17 protein-coding genes and 1 riboswitch are annotated in these 23,767 nt (G+C 71.1%); of the genes, 6 read left to right on the top strand and 11 right to left on the bottom strand.

Going from position 1 to position 23,767, the window contains the following annotated elements:
* Positions 1-344 precede the first annotated feature (344 nt).
* The 6 genes from G6O68_RS13530 to G6O68_RS13505 all read right to left on the bottom strand — a co-directional run bounded on the left by G6O68_RS13530 (position 345) and on the right by G6O68_RS13505 (position 7,050).
* Positions 345-2,723, bottom strand: coding sequence for an O-antigen ligase family protein (locus tag G6O68_RS13530; RefSeq protein WP_165248601.1), 2,379 nt, complete (start codon positions 2,721-2,723; stop codon positions 345-347).
* Positions 2,629-3,831 (bottom strand): MraY family glycosyltransferase, encoded by a 1,203-nt coding sequence (locus tag G6O68_RS13525; RefSeq protein WP_165248599.1) that lies wholly within the window; start codon positions 3,829-3,831, stop codon positions 2,629-2,631. The genes G6O68_RS13530 and G6O68_RS13525 overlap by 95 nt, the downstream gene beginning before the upstream one ends.
* A 190-nt stretch (positions 3,832-4,021) precedes the next feature.
* Positions 4,022-4,315, bottom strand: coding sequence for a hypothetical protein (locus tag G6O68_RS13520; protein WP_165248597.1), 294 nt, complete (start codon positions 4,313-4,315; stop codon positions 4,022-4,024).
* On the bottom strand, positions 4,312-6,090 hold the full coding sequence (locus G6O68_RS13515) for a proline--tRNA ligase (RefSeq protein WP_165248595.1): 1,779 nt from the start codon (positions 6,088-6,090) through the stop codon (positions 4,312-4,314). Before G6O68_RS13515 ends, G6O68_RS13520 begins: the two co-directional genes overlap by 4 nt.
* Before the next feature lie 126 nt (positions 6,091-6,216).
* Positions 6,217-6,639 carry a hypothetical protein gene (locus G6O68_RS13510; RefSeq protein WP_165248593.1) on the bottom strand — a complete coding sequence of 141 codons (423 nt, stop codon included), beginning with the start codon at positions 6,637-6,639 and terminating at the stop codon, positions 6,217-6,219.
* Between the two features lie 66 nt (positions 6,640-6,705).
* Entirely contained in the window at positions 6,706-7,050 is a 345-nt protein-coding gene (locus G6O68_RS13505) for a virulence factor (protein ID WP_165248591.1), read from the bottom strand.
* A gap of 444 nt (positions 7,051-7,494) precedes the next feature.
* On the opposite strand from G6O68_RS13505, the gene G6O68_RS13500 reads away from it, so the two are divergent.
* Both G6O68_RS13500 and G6O68_RS13495 read left to right on the top strand, forming a co-directional pair.
* Entirely contained in the window at positions 7,495-8,619 is a 1,125-nt protein-coding gene (locus tag G6O68_RS13500; RefSeq protein ID WP_165248589.1) for a hypothetical protein, read from the top strand.
* Between the two features lie 146 nt (positions 8,620-8,765).
* Complete coding sequence (locus tag G6O68_RS13495) at positions 8,766-9,764, top strand: 3'-5' exoribonuclease YhaM family protein (protein WP_165248587.1); 999 nt, start codon at positions 8,766-8,768, stop codon at positions 9,762-9,764.
* Between the two features lie 27 nt (positions 9,765-9,791).
* On the opposite strand, the gene G6O68_RS13490 is transcribed toward G6O68_RS13495, so the two are convergent.
* The 3 genes from G6O68_RS13490 to G6O68_RS13480 all read right to left on the bottom strand — a co-directional run bounded on the left by G6O68_RS13490 (position 9,792) and on the right by G6O68_RS13480 (position 15,362).
* Positions 9,792-12,155: a hypothetical protein gene (locus G6O68_RS13490; protein WP_165248585.1), complete on the bottom strand. Its 2,364-nt coding sequence runs from the start codon at positions 12,153-12,155 to the stop codon at positions 9,792-9,794.
* 131 nt (positions 12,156-12,286) lie between these two features.
* On the bottom strand, positions 12,287-13,744 hold the full coding sequence (locus G6O68_RS13485) for a hypothetical protein (RefSeq protein ID WP_165248583.1): 1,458 nt from the start codon (positions 13,742-13,744) through the stop codon (positions 12,287-12,289).
* Between the two features lie 127 nt (positions 13,745-13,871).
* Positions 13,872-15,362, bottom strand: a complete 1,491-nt coding sequence (locus G6O68_RS13480) for a S1C family serine protease (protein ID WP_165248581.1) — start codon at positions 15,360-15,362, stop codon at positions 13,872-13,874.
* A gap of 275 nt (positions 15,363-15,637) precedes the next feature.
* Here G6O68_RS13480 and rnr point away from each other — a divergent pair, with 275 nt between their 5' ends.
* Both rnr and G6O68_RS13470 read left to right on the top strand, forming a co-directional pair.
* Complete coding sequence (gene rnr, locus G6O68_RS13475; protein ID WP_165248580.1) at positions 15,638-17,944, top strand: ribonuclease R; 2,307 nt, start codon at positions 15,638-15,640, stop codon at positions 17,942-17,944.
* Between the two features lie 153 nt (positions 17,945-18,097).
* Complete coding sequence (locus G6O68_RS13470) at positions 18,098-19,174, top strand: HEAT repeat domain-containing protein (protein WP_165248578.1); 1,077 nt, start codon at positions 18,098-18,100, stop codon at positions 19,172-19,174.
* A gap of 85 nt (positions 19,175-19,259) precedes the next feature.
* Here the strand turns inward: G6O68_RS13470 and G6O68_RS13465 are convergent, their stop codons facing one another.
* Together G6O68_RS13465 and ahcY are read right to left on the bottom strand one after the other, a co-directional pair.
* A complete protein-coding gene (locus G6O68_RS13465; RefSeq protein WP_165248576.1) occupies positions 19,260-20,561 on the bottom strand; it encodes a DUF1015 domain-containing protein in 1,302 nt (433 codons plus the stop codon).
* Between the two features lie 131 nt (positions 20,562-20,692).
* Entirely contained in the window at positions 20,693-22,114 is a 1,422-nt protein-coding gene (ahcY, locus tag G6O68_RS13460; RefSeq protein ID WP_165248574.1) for an adenosylhomocysteinase, read from the bottom strand.
* A gap of 19 nt (positions 22,115-22,133) precedes the next feature.
* A riboswitch (S-adenosyl-L-homocysteine riboswitch) is annotated at positions 22,134-22,224 on the bottom strand.
* A 224-nt stretch (positions 22,225-22,448) separates the two neighbouring features.
* Between ahcY and G6O68_RS13455 the strand changes: the two genes are divergently transcribed.
* Positions 22,449-23,018, top strand: a complete 570-nt coding sequence (locus G6O68_RS13455; RefSeq protein ID WP_165248572.1) for an elongation factor P — start codon at positions 22,449-22,451, stop codon at positions 23,016-23,018.
* Positions 23,019-23,545: 527 nt separating this feature from the next.
* A partial coding sequence (locus G6O68_RS13450; protein ID WP_390625371.1) for a hypothetical protein occupies positions 23,546-23,767 on the top strand: 222 nt, incomplete at its 3' end.

The raw sequence follows: 23,767 nt of genomic DNA, 5'->3' as shown, positions 1-23,767 counted from the left end.
TCCCGACCGTACGACCCTCGCCCGTCATGAAGTTATGGGCTCAAGCCCCCCGGCGCGTCCCGATTGTCGGGCGGCTCCGGCGGATTTCCCGGGCGATCGCTTCGGATCGATCGGCCGGTCCCATAATCCCTATAGGACGTGCGAGAGGTCAGGCTGGCGGCCTCCGCGTCCGGTAAGCCATCTCGCAACGAGTGAGGAGCCGCGTGAAGAGACGGTGAAAGCGCGCCGAACGAACCCAAATCCGGGGGCCGCAAATCGATGCCAACTTGTTCTTTGTCAAATGTTTGCGTCCGACGGGTTCGTTTGCTGGGTGGCCGAACGAACCCAATTTCGGGGCGGTCGCGTCAGGGGGCCGGCGGGGCCGCCTCGCCGGCCTGGGCGGTCCATTTCGGGAGGCTCTCCTGGAGTCGGGCCCGGACGGAGGGGGCGAGCTTCTTGTCGGGGTGGGGGGTGAGGGCGTCGAGGCGGAGGGCCTCCCGGGCCTCCTGGATGGCGTCCGGGAGCAGGGAAAGCTCGGCGCTGGCCTCGGCGAGTCGGGCGTGGAGGGTCGCATTGGTGGGATAGAGCCGCGAGGCCGTCCTGTTCGCCTCGACGATGCTCCCACGCAGGCTGACCGCGTCGCGCGGCGAGAGGCCGGGGCCGACCCGGCGGAGGAGGTCGCGCGTGACCTCGGCCCGCTCGGCGTGGAGGGACCAGGCGTCGGGGCTCCTCGGGGGCGAGGCGGCCTTCAGCAGCAGGGTGGGGATCGTCTTCCAGCGCAGGTCTTCGGGTTTCGCGCCGCGGGACTCCCAGGCCAGGTACTGGAGGTAGGCGTGGCCCAGCCAGGGCCGGACGTTGTAGCGATCGAGCCGCTCGGCCAGGGTGTAGGCAGCCTCGGCGCGTTCCAGGTCGGGGGGCATCCGCTCCAGCGCGGCCTCGGCCCGGGCGACGGCCGCTTCCGACTTCCAGAACGGGATCGTCGCCCCCAGGAACGAGCCGACGAGGGCCGCCCACGCGACCGCCATCCCCGCGCCGGGGAGTCGGCTCTCGACCGTCCGCAGCCGGCCGGAGCCGGCCCCTTCGCGGAGGTTCAGCCCCAACGCCAGGTGGCCCCAGAGGCCCATCGCGATCGCCGGGAAGGCGATGCCCCCGGCGGCGAGCAGGTGGATCGCCAGCGCCGTCGTCGCCGCCCCCATCCCGAAGGCCGACGCCGAGACGCGCCGCCAGAGCGGGAGCAGGAGGGCCGCCGAGAGGCCCCAGAAGACCGTCAGGATCAGCCACCGGGAGAGCAGATCCTCCACGAACAGGTTCATCCGCCCCAGGACCAGCACCATCACCAGCCCCAGGGCCGACGCCGCGAGCAGCCAGCCGGGTCGGTCGGCCGGAGGCTCGTCGGGCTCGTGCCGGCTCGTGAGCAGCATCCCGATCCCGGAGCCGATCGCGACGACCAGCGCCAGGAACGCCCAGAAGCCGGCCGTCGACCAGACTTCCAGGAACAGGTTGTGGGGGTCCTGGATCTCCTCGCTGGCGTCGGGGAGCTTGTACAGGAGGTAGTGCGACCCGAACGCCCCCGGGCCGACCCCGCTCCAGAAGTTGCCGGCCTGGAGCGCCTTGCCGGCGGAACCGGCCCCTTCGGTGATCATGGCCCAGGTCGATTTCCAGTACTGGAGCCGGTAACCCATCGACAGCCGCGACTGGGTCAGGACCTCCAGGTCCAGTCGGCCCGTCGCCAGCCCCGCCGCGACCAGGCCGCCGAGGGCGACCGCGCCGGCCGCGACCAGGCCGAGGAGCACTCGACGCGGGACCAGCCGGCGCGCGTGCCACGCGAGGAGCGCCGCGGCGAACATCGCCCCGAGCCAGGCGCTCCGGCTCTTTGTCAGGACCAGGCAGGCCAGCAGGAGCAGCCCGGGGACCGTCGCCGCCAGCATCGCCGGCCAGGGCGAGGCGTCGGGCTCGCGCCGCCGGGCCAGGTTCCGCAGCCCCATCGCAAGCACCAGGAGGAGCGGGGCGACGAGGAACCCGGCCAGGGAGTTCGCCAGGCCGAAAGTCCCGAAGACCTCGTTCGATTGCAGGAGCCGGTTCTCCAGCGCCTGCCGCCTCGGGTCGTCCTGGGCCTGCGTCGCCTGGGCGCCCATCTGCCGGGCCACCGCCTGCGGGTCGCGGCGGTAGGCCTCCTGGAGCTGGGGGATCTCGACGGCCCCCTGGAAGATGCCATAAGCCGCGACCGCCGAGGCCGTCGCCGCCATCCCCAGGGCCAGCACGCCCGTCTCCCCCTTCGTCCTGGGAAGCCATCGCAGAAGGAGGTAGGCGGTCCCCATCGCGGCCCATTCCCAGGCGAGGTTCACGCCGATCCGCCAGTCCACGGACCGCCGCGCGCTCAGGGCGGTCAGGAACATGAGGGCGACCACGGCGGCGTCGGTCCAGGCGAAGCGGAAGGCGAACCGGCCGGTCAGGAACGACGGCGCCAGCGCGATGGCGGCGACGAGGAAGACGGCCAGGTCCCAGCCCAGCCCGGCCGAGGCCCCTTCGCGGGGGGCCGGCTCGCTCGGCCAGTAGGCGCGCGCGGCGATCAGGGCCGCGAGCAGGCCCAGGGCCAGCCTTCGCAGGCGCTCGGCCCATCGGGCGGCCTCGGACTCGAAGTCCGCGTACTCAGGTTCGTTCCGAAGGGTCGCCGTCGACCCCTCCCGGCGTTCGCCCCGTCCCTCCCGCGAGGGAGCCGGCGGTTTCGAGCCGCGCCTGGCCAAGAGTCCGCTCCGTTCTCGTGCCCGTCCCCGACAGCTCCAGGATCGCGACGATCCCCAGCAAACAGGCGGTCTGCCCCAGCACGACCCCCGCGCCCCAGGCGTCGAGCCGGTGGAGCAGAAGCGCCCCCAGGCCGCACGCCAGGGTGACCAGGTCAATCGTCCAGACCGCCTGCGGCGGCGTCAAGCCGCGGCCGACCAGCCGGTGCGAGAAATGGCGGCGATCAGGCTGGAACGGGCTCCGCCCCTCGCTCAGCCGGATCAGGATCACCGAGGTCATGTCGTACAGCGGCACCGCCATGACGAGCAGGGGGGTGAGCACCCCGAACGGCGACGCCTGCCCCTGCTGGAAGAAGTTCCCCGCCACCGTCAAGGAGCCCAGCAGGAAGCCCAGGAAGTTACTCCCGGCGTCCCCCATGTAAAGCCGGGCGGGGGAGTGGTTGTGGACCAGGAACCCGGCCAACGCCCCCACCAGGATCATCAGCAAGGCCGGAGAGAACAGCCCACCGACCGCCGCCTGCGCCGCGCCGAAGAGCAGGGCCGCGATCAGCCCGACGCTCGCCGACAGGCCGTCCATGTTGTCCAGCATGTTGAAGGCGTTGGTCATGGCCACGATCCAGAGCGTCGTGACCGCGCCGCCGATCAGGGGGTGGGTGAACGGCCCGAAGAGCGTCACCCGCACGCCCGCCGCCGCCACGGCCGCCGCGCAGGCGAACTGGACCGCCAGCCGGGGCTTCCAGCTCAGGCTCAGGCGGTCGTCGAGGAAGCCCATGACCATCATGACCGTCGCCAGGCCGAGGATCAGGGCCAGCTCCCCCGCCTTCGCCTGGAGCCCGCCGACGTGTCGCGTCACCCCCTCGGGGAGCCGGTCGCCCGCGAGCAGCACCGCCGCGCCGCAGACGCCCAGGACCAGCACGACCGACAGCCAGATCGCCACGCCCCCGCCCAGCGGGACCGGCGCCGCGTGCCCCTTGTGGCCGCCGGGACGGTCCAGCAGCCCCCATCGCGGCGCCATCCGCCGGGCGATCCCGCCGAAGAGGACGCAGAGCGCGAAGGCCGCCGCCGCGAGGGCCGAGCCGAACGTCAGGAGCAACCGAAGGTCGTCGGGCATGGGCCACCGGGATTGTCGAGCATCTTCCCTTCCCCCTGGTGGGGGAAGGTGGCCCGGAGGGCCGGATGAGGGGGACCATCAAGGCGGACGACGCGGATGAGCGACGGCTTCTCGGAACGCCCCCCTCATCCGGCCTTCGGCCACCTTCTCCCACGAGGGGAGAAGGACGATTCGCGACGGCGGATTCTCATTAGATTCGATGTCGAGGGTTTCGCGCCCTCCCCTCGCCGGAAGCCCGGGCCATCCAGACGCGGGCCGTCAGGCAGGCGACGAAGCAGACGATGAAGAGGGCCAGGACGCCACCCATGCCGACCCACTCCGCGGTGCGGTCGGGGGGCCAGCCGGTGCGTTCGCCGCCATGCAGGATCAGGGCGATCCCGAACGGCCCGCCGAACGACACCACGGTCATGAGGCCCAGCAAGACGTAGGCGGCCTTCGAAACCGGCGTGGGCGGACGGTCCGGGGTCGGCTCCGGCCCGTTCATGAGGACTTCGCCGCCTGCCGCTTCGAGCGGTTGACGAGGCAGGCGTTGTGGAGCTTCTCCTCGGCGGCCTTCAACTCGGCGAGGATCGAGTCGGCGGCGGTGGCCAGCGGGACCGTCTGGGCCTCGGCCTCGTGCCGCCACTTGATCTCGATCTGGCCTTCCTTGAGCCCGCGCTCGCCGACGACCACCCGCAGCGGGAAGCCGATCAGGTCGACGTCCTTGAACTTGAAGCCCGGGCGCTGGTCGCGGTCGTCGAGGATCACGTCGTAGCCGGCCTCGGCGAGCTTCTTCTCGATCGCCTCGGCGGCCTCCATGACCGGCCCCGGCTTGACCTGGAGCGGCACGACGGCGACCTGGTACGGCGCGAGGTTCAGCGGCCAGATGATGCCGTTGGCGTCGTGGCCGGCCTCGACGGCCGCCGCGACGATCCGGTTCACGCCGATGCCGTAGCACCCCATGATGACCGGGATTTCGGTCCCCTTCTCATCCAGATAGGTCGCGCCCATCGCCTTGGAGTACTTCGTCCCCAGCTTGAAGACGTGGCCGATCTCCAGCCCCGCCTTGACCACCATCGCCGCGCCGCAGCGGGGGCAGGGGTCCCCCTCGTCGGCGTTGCGGATGTCGGCCGTGCGATCGAGCTTGAAGTCGCGGCCGGGGACGACGCCGGTGATGTGGACGTCGACCTCGTTGCCGCCGACGACGACCGTCTCCATCGCCGCGACCGCCTTGTCGACGATCATCGGGATCTTGATGTCGACCGGACCGAGGAAGCCGATCGGCGCGCCGGTCGCCTTGAGGATGGCGTCCGGGTCGGCCGGGGCGAGCGTCGCCGCGCCGAAGGCCCGGCGGACCTTGCCCTCGTTGGCCTCGTGGTCACCGCGCAGCAGGACGGCGACGGGCTTGCCGTCGGCCAGGTAGACGAGGAGCTTGCCCGAGGTCTTCTCGTCGACCTTGAGGAAGTTGCAGACGTCGCGGATGGTCTTCTGACCCGGGGTGCGGACGGCCTCGAACGCCGGGGCGTCGGCCGAGCGGGCGGGGGGGGCGGCCTCGGGGGACTCGCCGACCTCGGCCTTCTCCTGGTTGGCCGCGTAGCCGCAGGCGACGCACTGGATCACCTTGTCCTCGCCGGTCGAGCAGGGGACCATGAACTCGTGCGAGGCGTCGCCGCCGATCGGGCCGGACTCGGCCTCGACGACGACGTAGGGGAGGCCGCAGCGGTCGAAGATCCGGCAATACGCCTCGAACATCGCGTCGTAGCTGCCGTTGAGCTGGTCGACGTCGGCGTCGAAGCTGTACGCGTCCTTCATCAGGAACTCGCGGGTCCGGAGGATCCCGAACCGCGGCCTGGGCTCGTCGCGGAACTTGGTCTGGATCTGATAGAGCGTGATCGGCAGCTGCTTGTACGAGCTGATGAGGTCGCGGACGAGGTCCGTGATGACCTCTTCATGCGTGGGGCCGAGGGCCATGTGGTGGCCGCCGCTGATGGTCAGCTTCATCAGCAGGTCGCCGAAGGTCTCGAACCGGCCCGACTCCTTCCACAGCTCGACGGGCTGGAGGGCGGGCATCAGCAGCTCGAAGGCCCCGGCGGCGTCCATCTCCTCGCGGATCAGGGCCTCGGCCTTGCGGAGGACGCGGAGCCCCAGCGGCAGGTAGGTGTAGGCCCCGGCCCCCAGCTGGCGGATCATGCCGGCCCGCAGGAGCAAGACGTGGCTGGGCGCGACGGCGTCGGCCGGGGTTTCCTTGAGCGTCGGGATCAGGGCGCTGGACCACCGCACGGGGGCGTTCCTCCGGGATTCGGGCGGGCTGGGGGGCGAAATCGTCCCGAGCAGTCTACCAGATGGAGCCGGGGGAGGAGAGACGGGTTCGGCTCGCTGCAGCGGCGCCACGAAACGTCGATGGCGTCATGTCGCTTCCGAACGCGATCCAAGGCGTGCGGGACGGGATGCGTCCAGTACCAGAACTGCCAGGAGTGCGAGCTGCCAGCTCGCCCAGAGGATCGCCCAGATGACGACCAGCCGGGGGATGGTCGACCAAACCTTGGCGATGTACGACGCTCCCTCCTGCCAACTCGCAATCACGAGCAGCAAGTCCGTCAGGATTACGACCGCCGCGATCATCTTGATCATGGGTCTGCGACGCTCTGGAGGGTAAGCCAGGGCGACCCCGAAGGCGGGTACCAGGAAGACGCCGATGGAAGAGAGAATCGGCGAGCACCAGCCATGGCCCCCCCCGCCGAGGACGAAGGCCGAGGCCGCGAGGAAGGACCCGTAGGCGACGCCGAAGACCCCGAGAGCGATCGCGACGGTCGGTCGTGTTGCTGTCATGGGGTCACACCCGCAAGACCCTCGATGCCTTTCAGGCGTCGGGCGCCGCCTGCTGGACGGCCGGCATCAGTCGTTGAATTCTTCGATCCGCAGCATCCGGATGTCTCGGACGGAGGCGGCGAACCACGGGAGGACCCGGGCCAGCTCGATCGCCGCCAGGACGCAGGTGACGTCGTTGATGTTCTCGCCGCCGAAGTAGACGCTCCCCTGCTGCCATTTGAAGCCCTGGCGCTGGAGGACCTTGCGGATCTCGGCATAGGCGTTGTTGTAAGGGTCGCCGTAGTTCAGCCTGAGCGACTCGATTTCCATATCGAGCGAGATCGCGTACACCTTTCTCCCCTTCGGCGGGATCGTCGGGACCTCTTGTAGGCGCTGGGGGACCAGCTGCTTGGCGAGTGCCTGGGGAGTCATGACAGCGTAGCCCCTCTCGGGCTGAGGTGGCCGGTCGAGACCGACTGGTTCGTGCCCACGCCATTGTAGCGATCGATCCCACCCACACCAGTTCGATCGCGGCAACCACCGCCCCCCGTCGCGCACGGCGTTCGCGGACGAACAGGACCAGCCGGCGCGACTCGGCCGTTCGGGGCGGACGGAGCGACGGTTGCGACGCGAACTCGGGGCGGTTCGAACGCAGATTTCCCGGGGATGGGGCGGGGGCCCGGCGACGATGTTTAGACCATCGAGAGGTTCGCTCGGCCCGCGGCCGCGCCCGGCGCGGGGGGTCCGCGATCCGGTCCGACCGTATTTTTTCCGTGCCCCGCGACGGTTCAACCGAGATGAAAAGGCCGAGGCGCGGCGAGGGTCCCGAACCATCGGGCCCCGGTCCGCTCCCGGCCGCCAGGGAGGTGTTCGGTGGTGTCAAGGGATTCACTCCGCGCGCGGCAGGCTCGTCGGGCGCGACGCACCGGGCTGGCCGCCCCCGAGCGGCTCGAAGACCGGCAGTTGATGGCGTACAGCTCCCTGGGGTTCTCGCTCGCCGACCTGGCCGTCACCGGCGAGTCGGCCCCGACCGCGAGCTGGGGGGGGCCGCTGACCGTGCAGGTCCGGCTCCAGAACCTCGGGGCCAGCACGATCGTCGAGCCGACCTCGCTGGTGCCGACGACCCAGGTCGAGATCGGCCCCGACGGGACGGTCGTCCCCTCGTATTACACGCCCAGCCAGGCCGACGCGCCCGAGACCACGGTCGCCGTCTTCCTCGTCCCCCGCGGTCGGGGCCTCGCGGGCGGGATCCAGGTGGGGACCATCGAGGCGCCCTACCTGACGCAGAACAACATCGAGCAGTTCGAGGCCACGATCACGCTCCCCGAGCGTCCCGCGGGCTTCCCGGCCTCGGGCGCCTTCACCGTCCGGCTGGTCGCCAACGCCGATCGCACGGTGCTGGAGTCCAACTACCGGAACAACGTCAGCCCGCCGCTGAACGTCCAGCTCACGCCCACCCCGGCGACCCCCGCGCTCCGCGCGATCACCTTCGACGTCCCCGGCGGCCTCGCCCCCGGCGACGTCATCGCCCCCTACATCCAGATCGCCAACCTGGGCGCGGCGCCGCTCACGTCGGACGTGGAGGTGGCCGTGGTCGCCTCGACCACGCCGGACTTCAACCTGGGCAGCTCGATCGTCTCGATCTACACGATCGGCGGCGGCGTGAACGGGCTCAGTTCGGTCCCGCTCCCCAACTCCGCCCGCCACGGCCGGGGCTTCCGCGCCCTCCAGCGCAACAACATCATCACGCCCCGGTCGAACGTCGTGACCATCCAGGGGGCCAACGTCGCGCTGCCGACCAGCCCGAACCTGTACTACCTCGGCATCGTCATCGACCCGTACAACAAGCTCAACCTGCCGAACCAGCCGGCCAACCGACTGGAGCTGGTCCAGCGGGTCGCGACCAACTCGAGCGGCCTCTCGCCGACCGGGGTGGTCTCGACGCCGGGCGCGTTCGACTTCCAGTACCCGCCGGACGGCGCCCCGATCGGCATCGTCTGAGCCCGCGAGGGCGGGGCGGGGCGGGGGGCGAGCCTCCCTTGACCCCGCTCCGCCGCCGCTCCTAGAATCGACGCCGTGTCGCGGCGCCCCGCCCCGCCCGTCGTTCCCCATCGCCCCGCCCCATCGAAGCCGAGCCGATCCATCCCATGAGCCGTCGCTACGTCAATCAACTGTCGCATGGGGATTCGGTGGACGAGGCGTTCCTGGTCGCGGACAAGCAACTGCGCGCCAACCGCCAGGGGAACCTGTACCTCCAGCTCGAACTCCGCGACAAGACCGGCAGCGTCGGCGCGCGGCTCTGGAACGCCACCGAGGAACTCGCCCGCACCTTCGAGCCCGGCGACTTCCTGCAGGTCCGCGGCAAGACCCAGATCTTCCAGGGGTCGCTCCAGATCATCCTCACCCACCTCGACGTCCTCGACTCCGCCCGGGTGGAGCCCGAGGACTTCCTGCCCCAAAGCTCGCAGAACGTCGCCAAGCTGTTCGCCCGCCTCCGCGAGGTCCTGCTGGGGATGCACGAGCCCCACCTCCGCGCCCTGGTCGAGTGCTTCCTGATCGACGAGGAGTTCGTGGCGAAGTTCACCGCCGCCCCCGCCGGCATCAAGAACCACCACGCCTACCAGGGGGGCCTGCTGGAGCACGTCGTCACGATCCTCAACGTGGCCGACCGGATCCTGGAGTTCTACCCCGAGGTCGACCGCGACCTCCTCCTGACCGGCGTCTTCCTGCACGACATCGGCAAGATCGACGAGCTGTCGTACGAGCGCGCCTTCGCCTACACCGACGAGGGCCAGCTCGTCGGCCACCTCGTCATGGGCGTGGAACTCCTCCGCGACAAGGTCGAGCGCACCCAGGACCTGACCGGCGAGCCCTTCCCCAAGGAACTGCTCCTCCGGCTCAAGCACATGATCGTCAGCCACCACGGCGCCCTGGAGTACGGCAGCCCCAAGCTGCCGATGACCCTGGAAGCCGTGGCCCTGCACTACCTGGACAACCTCGACGCCAAGATCCACACCTACGGCCGCGAAATCCGCGACGACCCCGTCCGCGAGTCCACCTGGACCCCCTTCCAGCAGAGCCTCGGCCGGCGACTCTTCAAGGGGGCCCCGACGCGGGGCGCGGGCGACGACGAGGCCGAGGCCTGAGCCCCGGCCCTTCCGCCACAATCGGCCTCAACCATAGCGTACGTGCGAGATCGTGATCGGCCCGGCGGCCGGGTCGGCGACCTCGACCGACAGCACGTTGTCGAGGATCGTCACCGGCCCTCGGATGCGGACGCCGCGCCATTGCGTGAAGATGTGGCCCAGGCCCCCCGCCGCGAACTGCCCGCCCACGATGATCCCGCCGTTCGTCGCGTGATCGCCCGACTCCGACGCCCGTCCCGACCGGGTCCGCGACCCGGGCCCGGCGGTCGTCGCGGGGTCGAGGGCGCCGCTGGCGAAGACGACGTTGGAGATCGCGATCGGCCCGACGCCGCTCCCGGTGACGTCGACCGAGAGCGTGTTGTGGACCACCGCGACCGTCCCGTCGACGCGGACGTTCCGCCACTGCAGGCCCACGTCGCCGAACCCGCCGTCGCTGAACTGGCCGCCCCGGATGATCCCGCTGTTCGTGGCCGCGCCGAGGATCCGGCGGCCGGCTTCCGCGAGCCTCGGCGCGACGGCGGCCGACCGGCCGGGCGCGGTCTCCTCGGGGAACGTCACGTCCTCGAGCGTGACCGTGGCGTTGGAATCGACCTGGATCACGTTGTTGACGATCACCACCCCGTAGCCCCGCGCTACGCCGTCCCACTGGAGGAAGACGTCCGCCTGGGTTGAGTCGGTGAACTGGCGGTAGAGCAGGATCCGGTCGTTGCCCGGCCCCGACCGATCGCCGTCGTCCCGGCCGGCGGAAGTTTGGGCGACCGTCGTCGCCCCGGCCGCGCCCGGTCGGCCGAACGCGACGTTCGCCACGACCACCCCCGCCAGGTTCGAGCCTTCGGGATGGACGGAGAGCGAATTGTGGATGATCCGGACGTCCCCGCGCACGTCCACGTCCCGCCACTGCATCCCGACGTCGCCGAACCCGCCGTCGCTGAACTGCGAGCCGACCACGTTCCCGCTGTTGGTGGCGGAGTCCGATTCCAGGTCCCGATCGAACGGCCGGGTCCGGCGCGGCAGGGGGCTGGTCACCCGGCTCCCGTCCTGGACGATGATCGGCGGCGTCGGCGCGAGCCGGCCGCCGGGGCCGGTGCGGGGCGCCGGCATCGGCGACGGGTCGGACGGGAACGCGACGTCGCGGACCGTGATGAGGCCTTGGCCGGCGTTCTCGGGCTGGATCGAGAGCGAGTTGTGGACGACCCCCACCCCGCCGCCGATCCGCACGTCGCGCCACTGGAGGCCCACGTCGCCGAAGCCGCCGTCGCTGAACTGCGTCTTGCGGACGAGCCCGCTGTTCGTGGCGTCGGTCGTCGCGCCGGCGGCGACGCCGCCGGGACCCGCCGTCGCCGCCAAGCCGACTGCGCCCGTCCCGACCGATCCGCCGACGTAGGAGCCCGAGTCGGGCGTCGGCCACTCCGAGGCGAAGACGATCCCCCCCACGTCGATCGGCCCGTCGCCGTCGCTCCGGGGCTGGACGTTCAGGATGTTGGTGGAGGTGGCGACCGAACGCCCCACGGCCACGTTCCACCACTGGAAGCCGACGTCGCCGAAGCCGCCGTCGCTGAACTGGGAGTCGCGGATCACGCCCGTGTTCGTGGCGTCGGCCGACCCCCGCCCGAGGCCGCCGGACGGGCTCGCGCCGACCGCGGAGGCCTGGGGGGATTCATACAACCGCCGCACCATCGAGACGCCGACCGACCCCTTCACGCGGACGCCCCGGAACTGGAGGCCCACGTCGCCGAAGCCGCCGTCGTTGAACTGGGAATCGCGGATCAGGCCGGTGTTGGTCGACGCCGGGCCGCGCCCGTCCGAAAGGCTCGGCGCCTCCGCCCCGGCCGCCCCGCCGACGGGGGTGAAGGACGTCCGCGTGCCGACCAGCAGGTCGCCGCCGAGCCGGGCGTGGAGCCATTGCAGGCCCACGGCGCCAAACCCGCTGTCGTTGAACTGGGAGTGCTCGACATCGCCCGAATTGGTCGGGGAACCGAGGAGCCCGCCGCCGGCGCCGGCCTCGGCGGGCGTGTCGTCGAAGACGTCGATCGCCACTCCCCCGCGCACGTCCACTCGCCGGAGCTGCGAGCCGACGTGGGAGAAGCCCTTCGGGTTGAACTGGGAATCGAGGATGTTCCCGGTGTTCGACGCGGAGCCCGGGAGGCTCGGCGGGGGAGAGGCGCCGCCGTTGCGGACCTCGCGGATCGAGACCGGTCCGCCGACGGACACCTCGCGCCACTGGAGGCCCAGCTCGCCGAAGCCGTCGTGCTGGAACTGGCTGCGGCGGATGTAGCCGTGGTTCCCCGGCACGATCGCGCCGGCCGAGGCCGTCGACAGCATCGACCGGGTCTCCAGGAAGTCGCAGGCCGGACGCCGGCGGCGTCGAGTCGGGGAGGGGGGTCGGCGCATGGCGGCGTCTCTTCGCGAGGAAGAGGGGCCGCCGACGGCCGGAACGGCCGTCGCGCGGCGCAACCTCGCGAAGTTCTATAGATGGCGATTCGAGGCCCGTCAAGGAAGTCTTCGGCCGATGCCTCGGATCCTCACTCGGGCCAGAGCGCGTCGATCAGCTCGACCGTCCGGTCCACGAGGACCTGGCCCCCCTCCGGGCCCACCTCGTTGCTCTCGGCGATCGCGCTGTAGCCGCCGCCGTGGACGGCGGGAGCGGTGGGGAGGTACGAGCCCGGCCCGGCGAGCTGGATCAGGAACGTCTGGAGGGCGCGGCTGCGTGCCTTCATCTGGATGCCGAACTGGGTGTACAGCTCGAACGGGTTGGTCGCGATGGCGACGTCCCCCAACCGCAGGACGTGCAGCTCGATCGGCACCGGGTCGGCCCCGCCGGACTCCTGCTTCGCGCGTCGGTCGACGACCGCCTGATGCCAGAGCACGATCCGCCGATTCGCCGGGTCCTTCGAGAGTTCCTCGACCTTGGCCGCGGCGGAGGCGGCGTCGGCCTCGGAGACGATCCGGGGGGGGAGTTCCAGCGTCTCGGCCCGGTGCGCCAACGTCGCCCCGGAGACCTGCTCCTGACGCGCGCCCTGGTACGCCTCCTCCCAGGCGGCGACGATCCGATCGGCCAGCTCCTGCAGCCGGGTCCGCTTGCGGAGGGACCGCATCCGCTCCTCGGCCCGCTTGCGATACATCAGGTGCGGCGACTGGTCGCCGGCCGCGCCCGTCCATCCCAGCACGACCAGGCCCGCGCCGTGGCGGGCCTTCAGGGACTCGCGGACCTCGTGCCAGAAGTCGGCGTCGACGGTCGATTCGCCCTCGACCTCCTGGGAAGGGCACGCGACGTTGACCGCCGTCGCCCGGAGGTTCCCCTCCGCGTCCCAGACGAACAGCACCTCGACCCCCTGGTCCTCGGGGCCTTCGATGCCCCGGAAGTCGGGGCGATCGGTCGGGCCGTACATCTGCGCACGCCCGTCGGCGTAGACGGACCGGCGGTTCTGGGCGACGACGGCGTGCCCCAGGCCCCAGCCGACCTTCGAGGGCTTGCGCGCCTCCCACGCCGCGGCCGCCGCGTCGGCGACCCGGTCGGCGAGGAACGCGGCGTACTCGCCGGGCTGCATCACGCCTTCCTTGGGGATCTCGTAGAATCCCTCCTCCAGCACGGGCGCCGTGTGGGTGTGGGTGGCGCTCAGGATCAGCTTGGCCGCGTCGAGACCGGGGATCCGCTCGCGGACGAGTTCGCGGACCCGTTCGAGGACGGAGCGGGGGATCGCCACCAGGTCGCACGAGACCAGCAAGGCCTGATCCAGGACCTTCTCGCCGTCGCGGGACTCCAGCGCCAGGGCCGACGCCGTCACGGGGCTCCGCACCCCGCGCGAGACCCGCGTGTGCATCTGGCCGGAGAGGGCGACCGGGCGGTCGGGCGTGATCGAGACCGTCGCGGCCCCGGCGTGCAGCTCGCTCGCGCCCGCCGCCGGGGCGGGCCCGCTCGCCAGGGCGGCGAGGGCCAGCAGGCCCGCGTGGAACATCGCCGTCGTCTTCGCGATCGTCATGAGTCTGGTCCTGGATCCGAAGGGGGGGGCGGGAGCGAGGGCGGCTCGGGAGGCCGAGGGCCGTTGTAATCGGCGCGGGGCTTCCATGCAACCCGCCGGACCGCCGCCCCCTGGCCTCGACTCGCGATCACTTCCCCGCCGGCTCGCGGCGTTCCCAGACGGCCAGGGCGTCGGGGGAACCGCGACGGGGCACGCCGTTGTCGTTCATGAGGTCGGCCGTGGCCTCGTCCAGCTCCTTGCGGCGGAAGACCATGGTCTCGGCGAGGGTGCCGTGGAATCGCAGCGTGAGGTACTCCCCCTGGGCGTCCCGGATCAGCTCGACCAGGTGGAGGAGGTTGCGGACCGCCACGCCGTCCACGTCCTTGACGACCAGCCCGAAGTGGTCGTCGTAGCCCTTGACGAGTTTGGTCGCCATGGTCGGGGCGGTGACGACGACCAGCTCCTCGCCGGGGAAGGCCGCGTCGTCGCCGCGACGCGCGAACATCGGGCTGCCGAGCATGCAGAGCGGGTTCGCGCGGGCGTAGAGGGCGACCGCCTCGGAGTAGGCCGGCGAGAAGACCAGGGGGCCGTGGACGAAGTAGCTGGGGTAGCCGCCGCGATACTCCTTCAGCACGCCGAGGTCCTCCCGCGACACGGGCAGCTCGGTCTCGACGACCTTCCCGTCGCGGACGACCTTCGCGGCGATCGGGCCCGCCTCGGCGAGGGCGGGGACGATGGAGGTGAACGGAAGCCGCAGACCCGCCGCGTCGACGAAGCCCTCGTTGTCGAGCGGCGTCCCGCCGACGTGCGTGAGCACGTCGGACTCGCGCAGGGGGTAGTCGGCGGCGGCGCTCCGGGGCTCGCGGATCATGATGCCCCGGACCGATCGTTCGATCCCCAGCTTGGCGCGGAGGGCCTCGTTCTCCAGGGTCTGGAAGCGGTCGAGGACGCGGGGCTTGCCGTCGTACTTGCCGTCCTTCATGTCGGCCAGGAAGGCGTCGATCTCCTCGTTCGGGACGACGTAGCCGACGTTCTCGGCCATGCCGAGCTGGCCGAAGGTGAGGCCGACCATCCGGCCGTCCACCAGGGCGGGGCCGCCGCTGCTCCCCGGATTGACCGCCGCGTCCACCTGGATGCGGAAGCCCTCCACGCCGTCCTCGTAGGGCGCGTAGTCGATCCGCGAGACCACCCCGCGAGTCACCGCCATGCCGACGCCGCCGACCGGGAACCCATAGACCTCGACCGCCGCGTTGGCCGCCGGGCGGGCCTCGGCCCGGGGCATCGGCGGGGCGGACTTGAAGAACTCGTCGTCGTCGAGCGTGAGCGTCGCGAGGTCGATGCCCGTCCCGATCGAGGCCACCTTCGCGTCGTGGCGGTCGCCCCCCCGCCGCCCCTGCACCGACACGCTCCCGGCGTAGGCGACGACGTGCGCGTTGGTCAGGACGGTCCTGTCGTCCAGCACCACGCCCGCGCCGGACACCTCGACGGCGTCCTGCTTGGCCCAGGGCCGCATCGGGTTGGGGAGCCGCAGGGTCGCGAAGACCCGGACCACGGAATCCTCCGGCGGCGCGGCCGACGCGGTCCCGACGATCGAGAGCACGAGGGCCACGGCGGGCAGGCGACGGCGGCGTGAAGGCACGGCGAGACTCCGGCGAGGAGGCGAAGGGCGGTCTTCCGCGCGACCGTGGGAGCGAGGCCGATAGGATCGCCTTTTGTGGCACGAAGCCGCAGTCACGTCAAGAAATTTCCCGCAAAGTCCCGATTTCATCGCCAATCCGAGCCCTCGCCCGGCCGAGACCCGCGGCGGGGGCTGGCGGGCGGCCCGCGTTCGGCGGCGCACGCGGCCCTCGGGTGGTATCATAGAATGAAGTCCCCCTGATCCTCTCCGATCCGATCGCGCTCCGAGGGCGTCCCATGTCCAGCTTCACCGATCGCGTGCTCCAGCTCGTGGCCGAGCCGTCGTACAAGCCACGGACGATCAAGGCCCTCTCCCGGCACTTCCAGATCGGGCCGGACGACTACGCCGCGTTCCGGGGCGAGATCAAGGGGCTCATCCGCGAGGGCAAGCTGGAGGTCGGCCGCGACAAGACCCTGACGAAGCCCGAGACCTCGGGGGCGATCATCGGCGTCTTCCGGCGCTCGCCCAAGGGCTTCGGCTTCGTCCGGCCCCACGGCCTGAAGGCGAAGGAGGACGCGATCTACATCCCGGCCGAGGCGGCGGGCGACGCCTCCAGCGGCGACGAGGTGGCCGTCAAGATCGTCAAGAAGTCCCGCCGCGAGGGGATGAACGTCGAGGGCCGGATCGTCCAGATCGTCGCCCGCGCCAGCGCGGGGTTCGTCGGCACCTACCAGATCGAAGGGGGCGCGGGCTACGTCAAGGTCGACGGCACCAACTTCCACGACCTCGTCTACGTCGGCGACCCCGGCGCGAAGGGCGCCAAGCCCGGCGACAAGGTCGCCATCGAGATCGTCCGCTACCCCACCCCCTACATGGAAGGCGAGGGGGTCGTCACCGAGATCCTCGGCGAGCGCGGGGCCCCCGGCGTCGACACCCTCACGGTCATCCGCGCCTTCAACATCCCGGACGTCTTCCCCGAGTCGGTCCTCGAGGAGGCCCGCGAGCTGGCGAAGCAGTTCCACGACGACGACGTCGCCGGCCGCGAGGACGTCCGCGGCCTCTTGACGGTCACCATCGACCCGGCCACCGCCCGCGACTTCGACGACGCCATCTCGCTCTCCCGCGACGAGAACGGCCACTGGTCGCTGGCCGTCCACATCGCCGACGTCTCCCACTTCGTCCGCCCCGGCTCCGAGATCGACGACACCGCCCGCAAGCGCGGGACGAGCGTCTACCTGCCCGACCGCGTGATCCCGATGCTGCCGGAGATCCTCTCCAACAGCCTCGCCAGCCTCCAGGCCCACCACACCCGCTACACCGTCAGCGCCTTCCTCGACTACACGCCCGAGGGGGTCCTGACCTCGAAGCGGTTCGCCCGGACGGCGATCCGGGTCGACCACCGCTTCGCCTACGAGCAGGCCTACGCCGTCATGCGCGACCCCACGGGCGAGCACGAGGGGGTCGCGCCCGAGGTCGTCAAGATGGTCGTCGAGATGCTGGAGCTGGCGATGATCCTCCGCCGCCGGCGCTTCGCCCGGGGGGCGCTCGAACTCAGCCTCCCCGAGGTCGAGATCGAGCTGGACGACCTGGGCAAGGTCGCCGGCGCCCACCTGGCGGTGAACGACGAGAGCCACCAGGTCATCGAGGACTTCATGCTGGCCGCGAACGAGGCGGCAGCTTCCTACCTGACCGAGAACCACGCCGGCTTCCTGCGGCGCGTCCACCCCGACCCCGAGCCCAACAAGCTCGCGGAATTCGCCGACTTCGCCCGCACGCTGGGCTTCGCCATCGACCTCCCCCAGAGCCGCTTCGAACTCCAGCGCGTGCTCGACGAGGCCAAGGGGAAGCCCGAGGAGTACGCCGTCCACTACGGCCTCCTGCGGAGCCTGAAGCAGGCCGTCTACACCCCCGAGCACGAGACCCACTACGCCCTGGCCAGCGACGACTACTGCCACTTCACCTCGCCCATCCGCCGCTATCCCGACCTGCAGGTGCATCGCCAGATCACGGCCCTGCTGGCGGGGAAGAAGCCCCGGAGCAACGAGGACGAGCTGGCGGTGCTGGCCGAGCACTGCACCCGCACCGAGCGCCGGGCCGAGACCGCCGAGCGCGAGCTGATCCGGGTGAAGCTGCTGACCCACCTGGAAGGGCGGATCGGCGAGGCCTTCCACGCGATCGTCGTCGGCGTCGAGGACTTCGGCCTCTTCTGCCGCCTGGTCGAGCTCCCCATCGAGGGGCTGCTGCACGTCACCAGCCTGGCCGACGACTTCTACTACCTGGAGGCCGGCACCCACACGCTGATCGGCCGTCGCGGCGGCGCCCGCCACCGGCTGGGCGACCGCATCGAGGTCCGCGTCGCCCGCGTGGACGTCGACCGTCGCGAGCTGGACCTCGTCACGGCCGACACGCCCGTCTCGCGGACGAAGTCGGGCCGGATGCCCGAGCGTCGCGGCGGCGGGGGCCCGGCCCGACCACCCGGCGGGCCGAGCGGCCCTCGCCCCGAGCGACCGGCCGGCGACGACCGCGAAGCCCGCCCCTCGGCGAGCAAGTCGAGGCCCAAGAAGCCGACGAAGGCCGCGAAGAAGCCGAAGAAGAAGCGCTGAGCCGCCCGCCCTCCCGGGCCTGCGGGCCGCCGGGTCGGGTTTTGAACTTCCCAAAATCGCCGCCCCGGCGACAATCCCTCGGGAAAGAGTCGGGGGCGTGCCGATGGAATTGGGATGTCGACCGCGACGTCCCCGGTAGCAGGGAGGTGGGTCTTGAGCCGCTGGCTGAATCTCGCTTTGGGTGGATGCGTCGGCTGGTTGGCCCTGGGGGACGCGACCGCGCAGTCGATCGAGCGTGAGCGAAACGTCTCCGTCACCGGGCCCGGCGGGCGGACGCTCCAACGCAACCTCTCCGTCAGCCGGGGCGGGGGCCAGGTCAGCCGACAGCTCTCGGTCAGCCGGCCGGGGGGCACGCTGGAGCGCAGCGTCCAGGCCTCGGCCGCGCCGGGATTCCGGGGCGGCGGGCCGGGGCCGCGCTATGGGCCGCCGCCGGGCTGGTACGGGCCGCCTCGCGGCTCGTCGGGGCTCTCGCCGCTCGCTTCGTTCGGGCTCGGCGCGCTGACCGGGGCGGCCGTGGCGGCGCCCATCGCCCACGCCATGGCCCCCCGTCAGGTGGTCGTCGCCGCGCCGCCGGTGATGGTCGTGGACCAGCCGGGCTATGTGGTCGCCGCGCCGCCGACGGTGGTGGTCGAGCAGCCGCCGGTCGTGGTCGCGCCCGTCGACCCGCTCGACCCGGTCGCGCTCGCGGCCCAGCGGCTGCAAAGCCTGCACGGCGGCACCCGGCGCGAGGCGGCGGAGTCGCTCGGCCTGCTGGGCGACTCCCGCGGGATCCCGCCGCTGGTCGACGCCCTCAAGAACGACTGGAACACGAGCGTCCGCGTCGCCGCCGCCGAATCCCTCGGCCAGATCGGCGGGCCGGAGGTCGAGGCCGTCCTCGGCCGCTGCGTCGTCTACGAGAAGAAGGACGCCGTCCGCGACGCCGCCGCCCACGCGCTGCACGTCGCCCGCGCCCGAGGGGCGTCGGTGGTCGCCTCGCAGCCGGCCGTCGAGACCGTCGTCGAGTCGCGGGTCGAGCCGCGCACGAGGATCTCCTCGACGTCGACGACCGGAGCCGGCACCCGGCGGCCGATCCCGAATCCCCCCGCCCCCGGCCCGGCCGCGCCGCTCCAATGGAAGCCGAAGACGCCCCAAACCGAGGCCATCCCCCTGGAGGGCCCGGACGACGTGAACGCCTACGAGGTCGAAGGCGACCGCGTGCCGCCCCCGCCGCCGTCGCCGATCCCGGGATGAGCCGATCGCTCCGAGGGCGCGAAGAAAGAGCCGGGCGCCTCGCGGGCGCGCCCGGCTCTTTTTGCGTTTCCGGCCCGGCCGGCGGTCAGCGGATCGGGTTGAAGACCATGCCGGTGAGCAGCTTCGGGAAGAAGTAGGTGCTCTTGGGGGGCATGGTTTCGAGGGCCGAGGCGATGGCCTCGACGTGGTCCATGCTGGCGGGGGGGACGAGGCAGGCGAGGTCGCAGCCCTTCGCGGCCACGTCGTCGCGGACCTCGCTCGCGAGGTGGACGTAGCGGGTCGACAGGTCCTTGGCCAGCGGCGCCAGCAGGTGGTCGAGGACCAGGACCCGGAGGATGCTCACGCCCAGCGACCGCCAGTCGGGGCCGTGGTCGGCGGCGAGCTTGTCCATCGTGGCGTCGGAACGCAGTCGGGCGACGGTCCACTTGCCGTCTGCGACGGTGCCGAAGGCCAGCACGTCCTGCTCGGCGGCCGACTCGGTGGCCAGGGCGGCGGCCTCCAGGCCGGCGTCGCCTTCGCCGACGACCTCGAGTTCGAACTCGGGGGCGAGGCGGGCGGCCAGCTCCTCGGCGGTCAGGCCGGGGAAGCCCTTCACCAGCCGGTGGGTCGGCAGGATGAGGAGGCCGGGGTCGCTCATGGAGACCAGCATCATGAGGCAGAAGTTGGCCGGGTCGTCGGGGCCCGACAGCTCGCCGGCGGCTTCCTTCTCGTTGCGGAACCGCAGGCCGGTCTCGTAGCGGTGGTGGCCGTCGGCGATGAAGACCGGCTTCTGGCCCATCAGCCCGCCGACCGCCGAGAGGACCGCCGGGTCGGTCGACAGCCAGAGCTTGTTGGTGACGCCCAGGTGGTCCTCGGCGACGAGCGGGGTCTTGTCGCGGATCCCCTCCTCGACCTTCCGCAGGACCTCGTTGGCCGGGTCCGGGTAGAGGCCGAAGATCGGGCTGAGGTTGAAGCCGGTGGCCTGGTAGAGCGCCAGGCGGTCGGCCTTGGGACCGGCGAGCGTCTGCTCGTGGGGGAAGATCTTCCCCTCGCCGAACGGCTCCAGCCGGACGCGGGCGAAGAACCCCTTTCGGACGTGGGTCTTGCCCTCGACCTGGTACGTCTGCTCATAGACGTAGAAGGCGGGCTGCTCGTCGGCCCGGAGGATCGCGTCGCGCTGCCACTCGCGGAGGAACCGCGCGGCGCGGGTGTAGGGGCTCTCGGACTCGGAGTCGCCGGGCTCGGGGCGGTTCAGCTCCAGCCGGATGCTGTTGTACGGGCTGGCCTGGTAGAGCTTCTCTTGCAGGGCCGGGTCGATCACGTCGTAGGGGGGCGCGATCACGTCGGACAGGGCGCCGACCTGAGCGACGTCGTAGCGGACGCCTCGGAAGGCACGCACGTCGGGCATCGGAATTCTCTTTCTCTGGGATGTGGGGGGGGAAGGCGAAACGCCCCGGCCGCCGCAGCGCGGCCCCGGGGCGTCCAGCCGGCAGGTCGAGCCGGCGGGGGACGAGGCCCCCCGCCGCGCGTCGGGTCCGATCAATACCGGTAGTGGTCGGTCTTGTACGGGCCTTCCTTCGGGACGTGGATGTAGGCGGCCTGCTCGGGCGTCAGCTCGGTCAGCTGGACGTTCAGCGTCCTGAGCTGGAGGCGGGCGACGTGCTCGTCCAGCTTCTTGGGCAGGACGTAGACGCCGACGGGGTACTTGTCGTTGTTCTTCCAGAGCTCGATCTGGGCGAGGGTCTGATTGGCGAACGAGGAGCTCATGACGTAGGACGGGTGGCCGGTGCCGCAGCCGAGGTTGACCAGGCGCCCCTTGGCCAGCAGGATGATCCGCTTGCCGTCCGGGAAGATGACGTGGTCGACCTGGGGCTTGATCTCTTCCCAGCGGTAGTCTTCCAGCGACGCCACGTCGATCTCGTTGTCGAAGTGGCCGATGTTGCAGACGATGGCCTGATTCTTCATCTTGGCCATGTGGTCGTGGGTGATGACCCGGAAGTTGCCGGTGGTCGTCACGAAGATGTCCGCCTTGTCGGCGGCGTACTCCATGGTGACGACGCGGTAGCCTTCCATCGCGGCCTGCAGGGCGCAGATGGGGTCGATCTCGGTGACCCAGACCTGGGCCGAGAGGGCCCGGAGGGCCTGGGCGGAGCCCTTGCCCACGTCGCCGTAGCCGGCGACCACGGCGATCTTGCCGGCGATCATCACGTCGGTGGCCCGCTTGATGCCGTCGACCAGCGACTCGCGGCAGCCGTACAGGTTGTCGAACTTCGACTTGGTGACCGAGTCGTTGACGTTGATGGCGGGGAACTTCAGCTCGCCGCGCTTGTGCATCTGGTAGAGGCGGTGGACGCCGGTGGTGGTCTCCTCGGTCACGCCCTTGACGGCGGCGAGCCGCTCGGCGTACCAACCGGGCTCCGTGGCCAGCCGCTTCTTGATGGCGGCGTAGAGGATCCGCTCCTCCTCGCTGCCGGGCTTGTCCAGCACCGAGGCGTCGGCCTCGGCGCGGGCGCCGAGGTGGAGCAGCAGGGTGGCGTCGCCGCCGTCGTCGAGGATCATGTTCGCGTGGCCGGCGTCGCCCCACTCGAAGATCTTGTGGGTGAACTCCCAGTACTCTTCGAGCGACTCGCCCTTGAAGGCGAAGACCGGGATGCCGGCGTCGGCGATGGCCGCGGCGGCGTGATCCTGGGTCGAGAAGATGTTGCAGGAAGCCCAGCGGATCTCGGCGCCGAGGGCGGCCAGCGTCTCGATCAGGACGGCCGTCTGGATGGTCATGTGCAGCGAGCCGGTGATCCGGGCGCCCTTGAGCGGCTGGCTCGCGGCGTACTCCTCACGGATGGCCATGAGGCCCGGCATCTCGGTCTCGGCGATGGCGATCTCGCGGCGGCCCCAGGGGGCCAGCGAGATGTCGGCGACGTGATAGTCGTGGGCGGTGACGGGCTTCTGCGCAACGGTAGCCACGTTCAAAGTCTCCGGAAACGATGAACGGGCGCCGTTGAACGGTAGTAGGGTCCGCCCCGTCGAGCCTGGCAGGAACGCTCGTGCGTACCGTCGCAGCGCCCCTCAACGGGATGGCGTCAGCCCGTCTGAGGAGACGGGCCTCCGAACCCGAGACGGCTCCCGGGCATAGGGATTTATACCAGATCGCCCCCGCCCGGGACAAGTCGAAGCGACATGTCTCCCCGGCCGCTTTTGACCGGCTTCCCGGCTTCCGGGTAAGATGTCGGGCCGTCGCCGGTCGCGCGAACGACCGCCTTCCGCCCCCAAGCCCCCGATTCGAGGGAGTCCGCCCGCCGTGGTGCCCGCCAAGGATTTCAAGCGTCGGATGGTCGTCGAGATCGACGGCGCCCCGCACATGATCGAGCACATCCAGGTCCAGACGCCGTCGGCCCGAGGCGCGGCGACGCTGTACAAGATCAAGGCCCGCAACCTCAAGACCAAGAACCGGCTCGAGAAGTCGTACCGCGGGACCGACTCGCTCCCCGAATCGAGCTTCGAGCGCAAGCCGATCCAGTACCTCTACCGCGACGCCGACGAGCTCCACTTCATGGACTCGGGCGACTTCTCGCAGTTCGCCTTTCGGGCCGACGAACTGGCCGACCAGCTCCCGTTCCTGACCGAGAACATGGAAGGGGTCGAGGCGCTCGTCGTCGACGACGAGATCATCGCCATCGACCTGCCGGACACCGTCGAGATGACCGTCGCCGACACCGCGCCGGGGGTCCGGGGGAACTCGGCGACCGGCCGGACCAAGCCGGCCACGCTCGCGACCGGCCACGTCGTCCAGGTCCCCGAGCACATGGAGCCCGGCGCCCTCGTCCGGGTCGACACCCGCACCGGCGAGTACCTCGGCCGCGCCGGCTGATCGCCGCCTCCCGTCCGCCCCACCGAACGGCCGTCGACTCGCCCGCACGGCCCCCGCACGCCGGCCCGACTCCCCGACCCGTCGAGCCTCGCGCACCGCCCCACGCGCCCGCGGCGTCAGAACCGCCGCCGGGCCGCGTCGGATTCGCCCCGAATAGGGGCCGGCCGGAAAACGTCTGTTAGACTGGAAAGTGATGAGGCGGATCGGCAACGGCCTCGAAGGCCCCGGATCCCCGCTCCTCGAACCGATCTCCATCGCGCAGACGCAGAGCCTCGATTCAATCCGAATTCCACCGCCCGAGGAGGCCGGCCGCCGCGGCCGATCCCGAGCCGACGGCGTTTCCGGTTGTCGCGGTTATCGACCATCGCGAGGTTTCCACACGATCTCTCCGGGATGACGACCCACCTGAGCCGTGCCCGCGACCGGTGACACGAACGCCTCTTCAGGCGGCCCACCCCCATCGATCGCGTCGACGGCCTTGCAGCGAGCTTCTCCCGGCATCTCGAAACGGAAGGGCCTTCCCCATCATGTCCAAGACCGGTTTAAGAGCCCGACTCCTCGCCGGCGGCCTACTTCTCTCGGGCGTTTGGATCGTCCCGGCCAGGGCCGACGAGCCCCAAGCCAGGCCGAATCCCGACGCCCCCGAGGCCAAGGCCGAGGTCGACGTCCCGGCGGTGAGCCTGCTCGACGCGGTCCGCGACGGCCTCGTCGACGTCCAGGCCGAAGGCCGCGGCGACGGCCGCATGACA

The organism is Paludisphaera soli (genome assembly GCF_011064595.1).
In the GTDB taxonomy this organism is placed as follows: domain Bacteria; phylum Planctomycetota; class Planctomycetia; order Isosphaerales; family Isosphaeraceae; genus Paludisphaera; species Paludisphaera soli.
The sequence above is the reverse complement of the archived record's forward strand: the minus strand, read 5'-3'. Positions and strand labels throughout refer to the sequence as shown.

What these genes read in the sequence shown, in the direction of transcription:
- G6O68_RS13525 (WP_165248599.1), bottom strand. Translation starts at nt 3,831, where the DNA reads ATGCCCGACGACCTTCGGTTGCTCCTGACGTTCGGCTCGGCCCTCGCG.
- G6O68_RS13520 (WP_165248597.1), bottom strand. Translation starts at nt 4,315, where the DNA reads ATGAACGGGCCGGAGCCGACCCCGGACCGTCCGCCCACGCCGGTTTCG.
- G6O68_RS13510 (WP_165248593.1), bottom strand. Translation starts at nt 6,639, where the DNA reads ATGACAGCAACACGACCGACCGTCGCGATCGCTCTCGGGGTCTTCGGC.
- G6O68_RS13505 (WP_165248591.1), bottom strand. Translation starts at nt 7,050, where the DNA reads ATGACTCCCCAGGCACTCGCCAAGCAGCTGGTCCCCCAGCGCCTACAA.
- G6O68_RS13495 (WP_165248587.1), top strand. Translation starts at nt 8,766, where the DNA reads ATGAGCCGTCGCTACGTCAATCAACTGTCGCATGGGGATTCGGTGGAC.
- G6O68_RS13490 (WP_165248585.1), bottom strand. Translation starts at nt 12,155, where the DNA reads ATGCGCCGACCCCCCTCCCCGACTCGACGCCGCCGGCGTCCGGCCTGC.
- G6O68_RS13485 (WP_165248583.1), bottom strand. Translation starts at nt 13,744, where the DNA reads ATGACGATCGCGAAGACGACGGCGATGTTCCACGCGGGCCTGCTGGCC.
- rnr (WP_165248580.1), top strand. Translation starts at nt 15,638, where the DNA reads ATGTCCAGCTTCACCGATCGCGTGCTCCAGCTCGTGGCCGAGCCGTCG.
- G6O68_RS13465 (WP_165248576.1), bottom strand. Translation starts at nt 20,561, where the DNA reads ATGCCCGACGTGCGTGCCTTCCGAGGCGTCCGCTACGACGTCGCTCAG.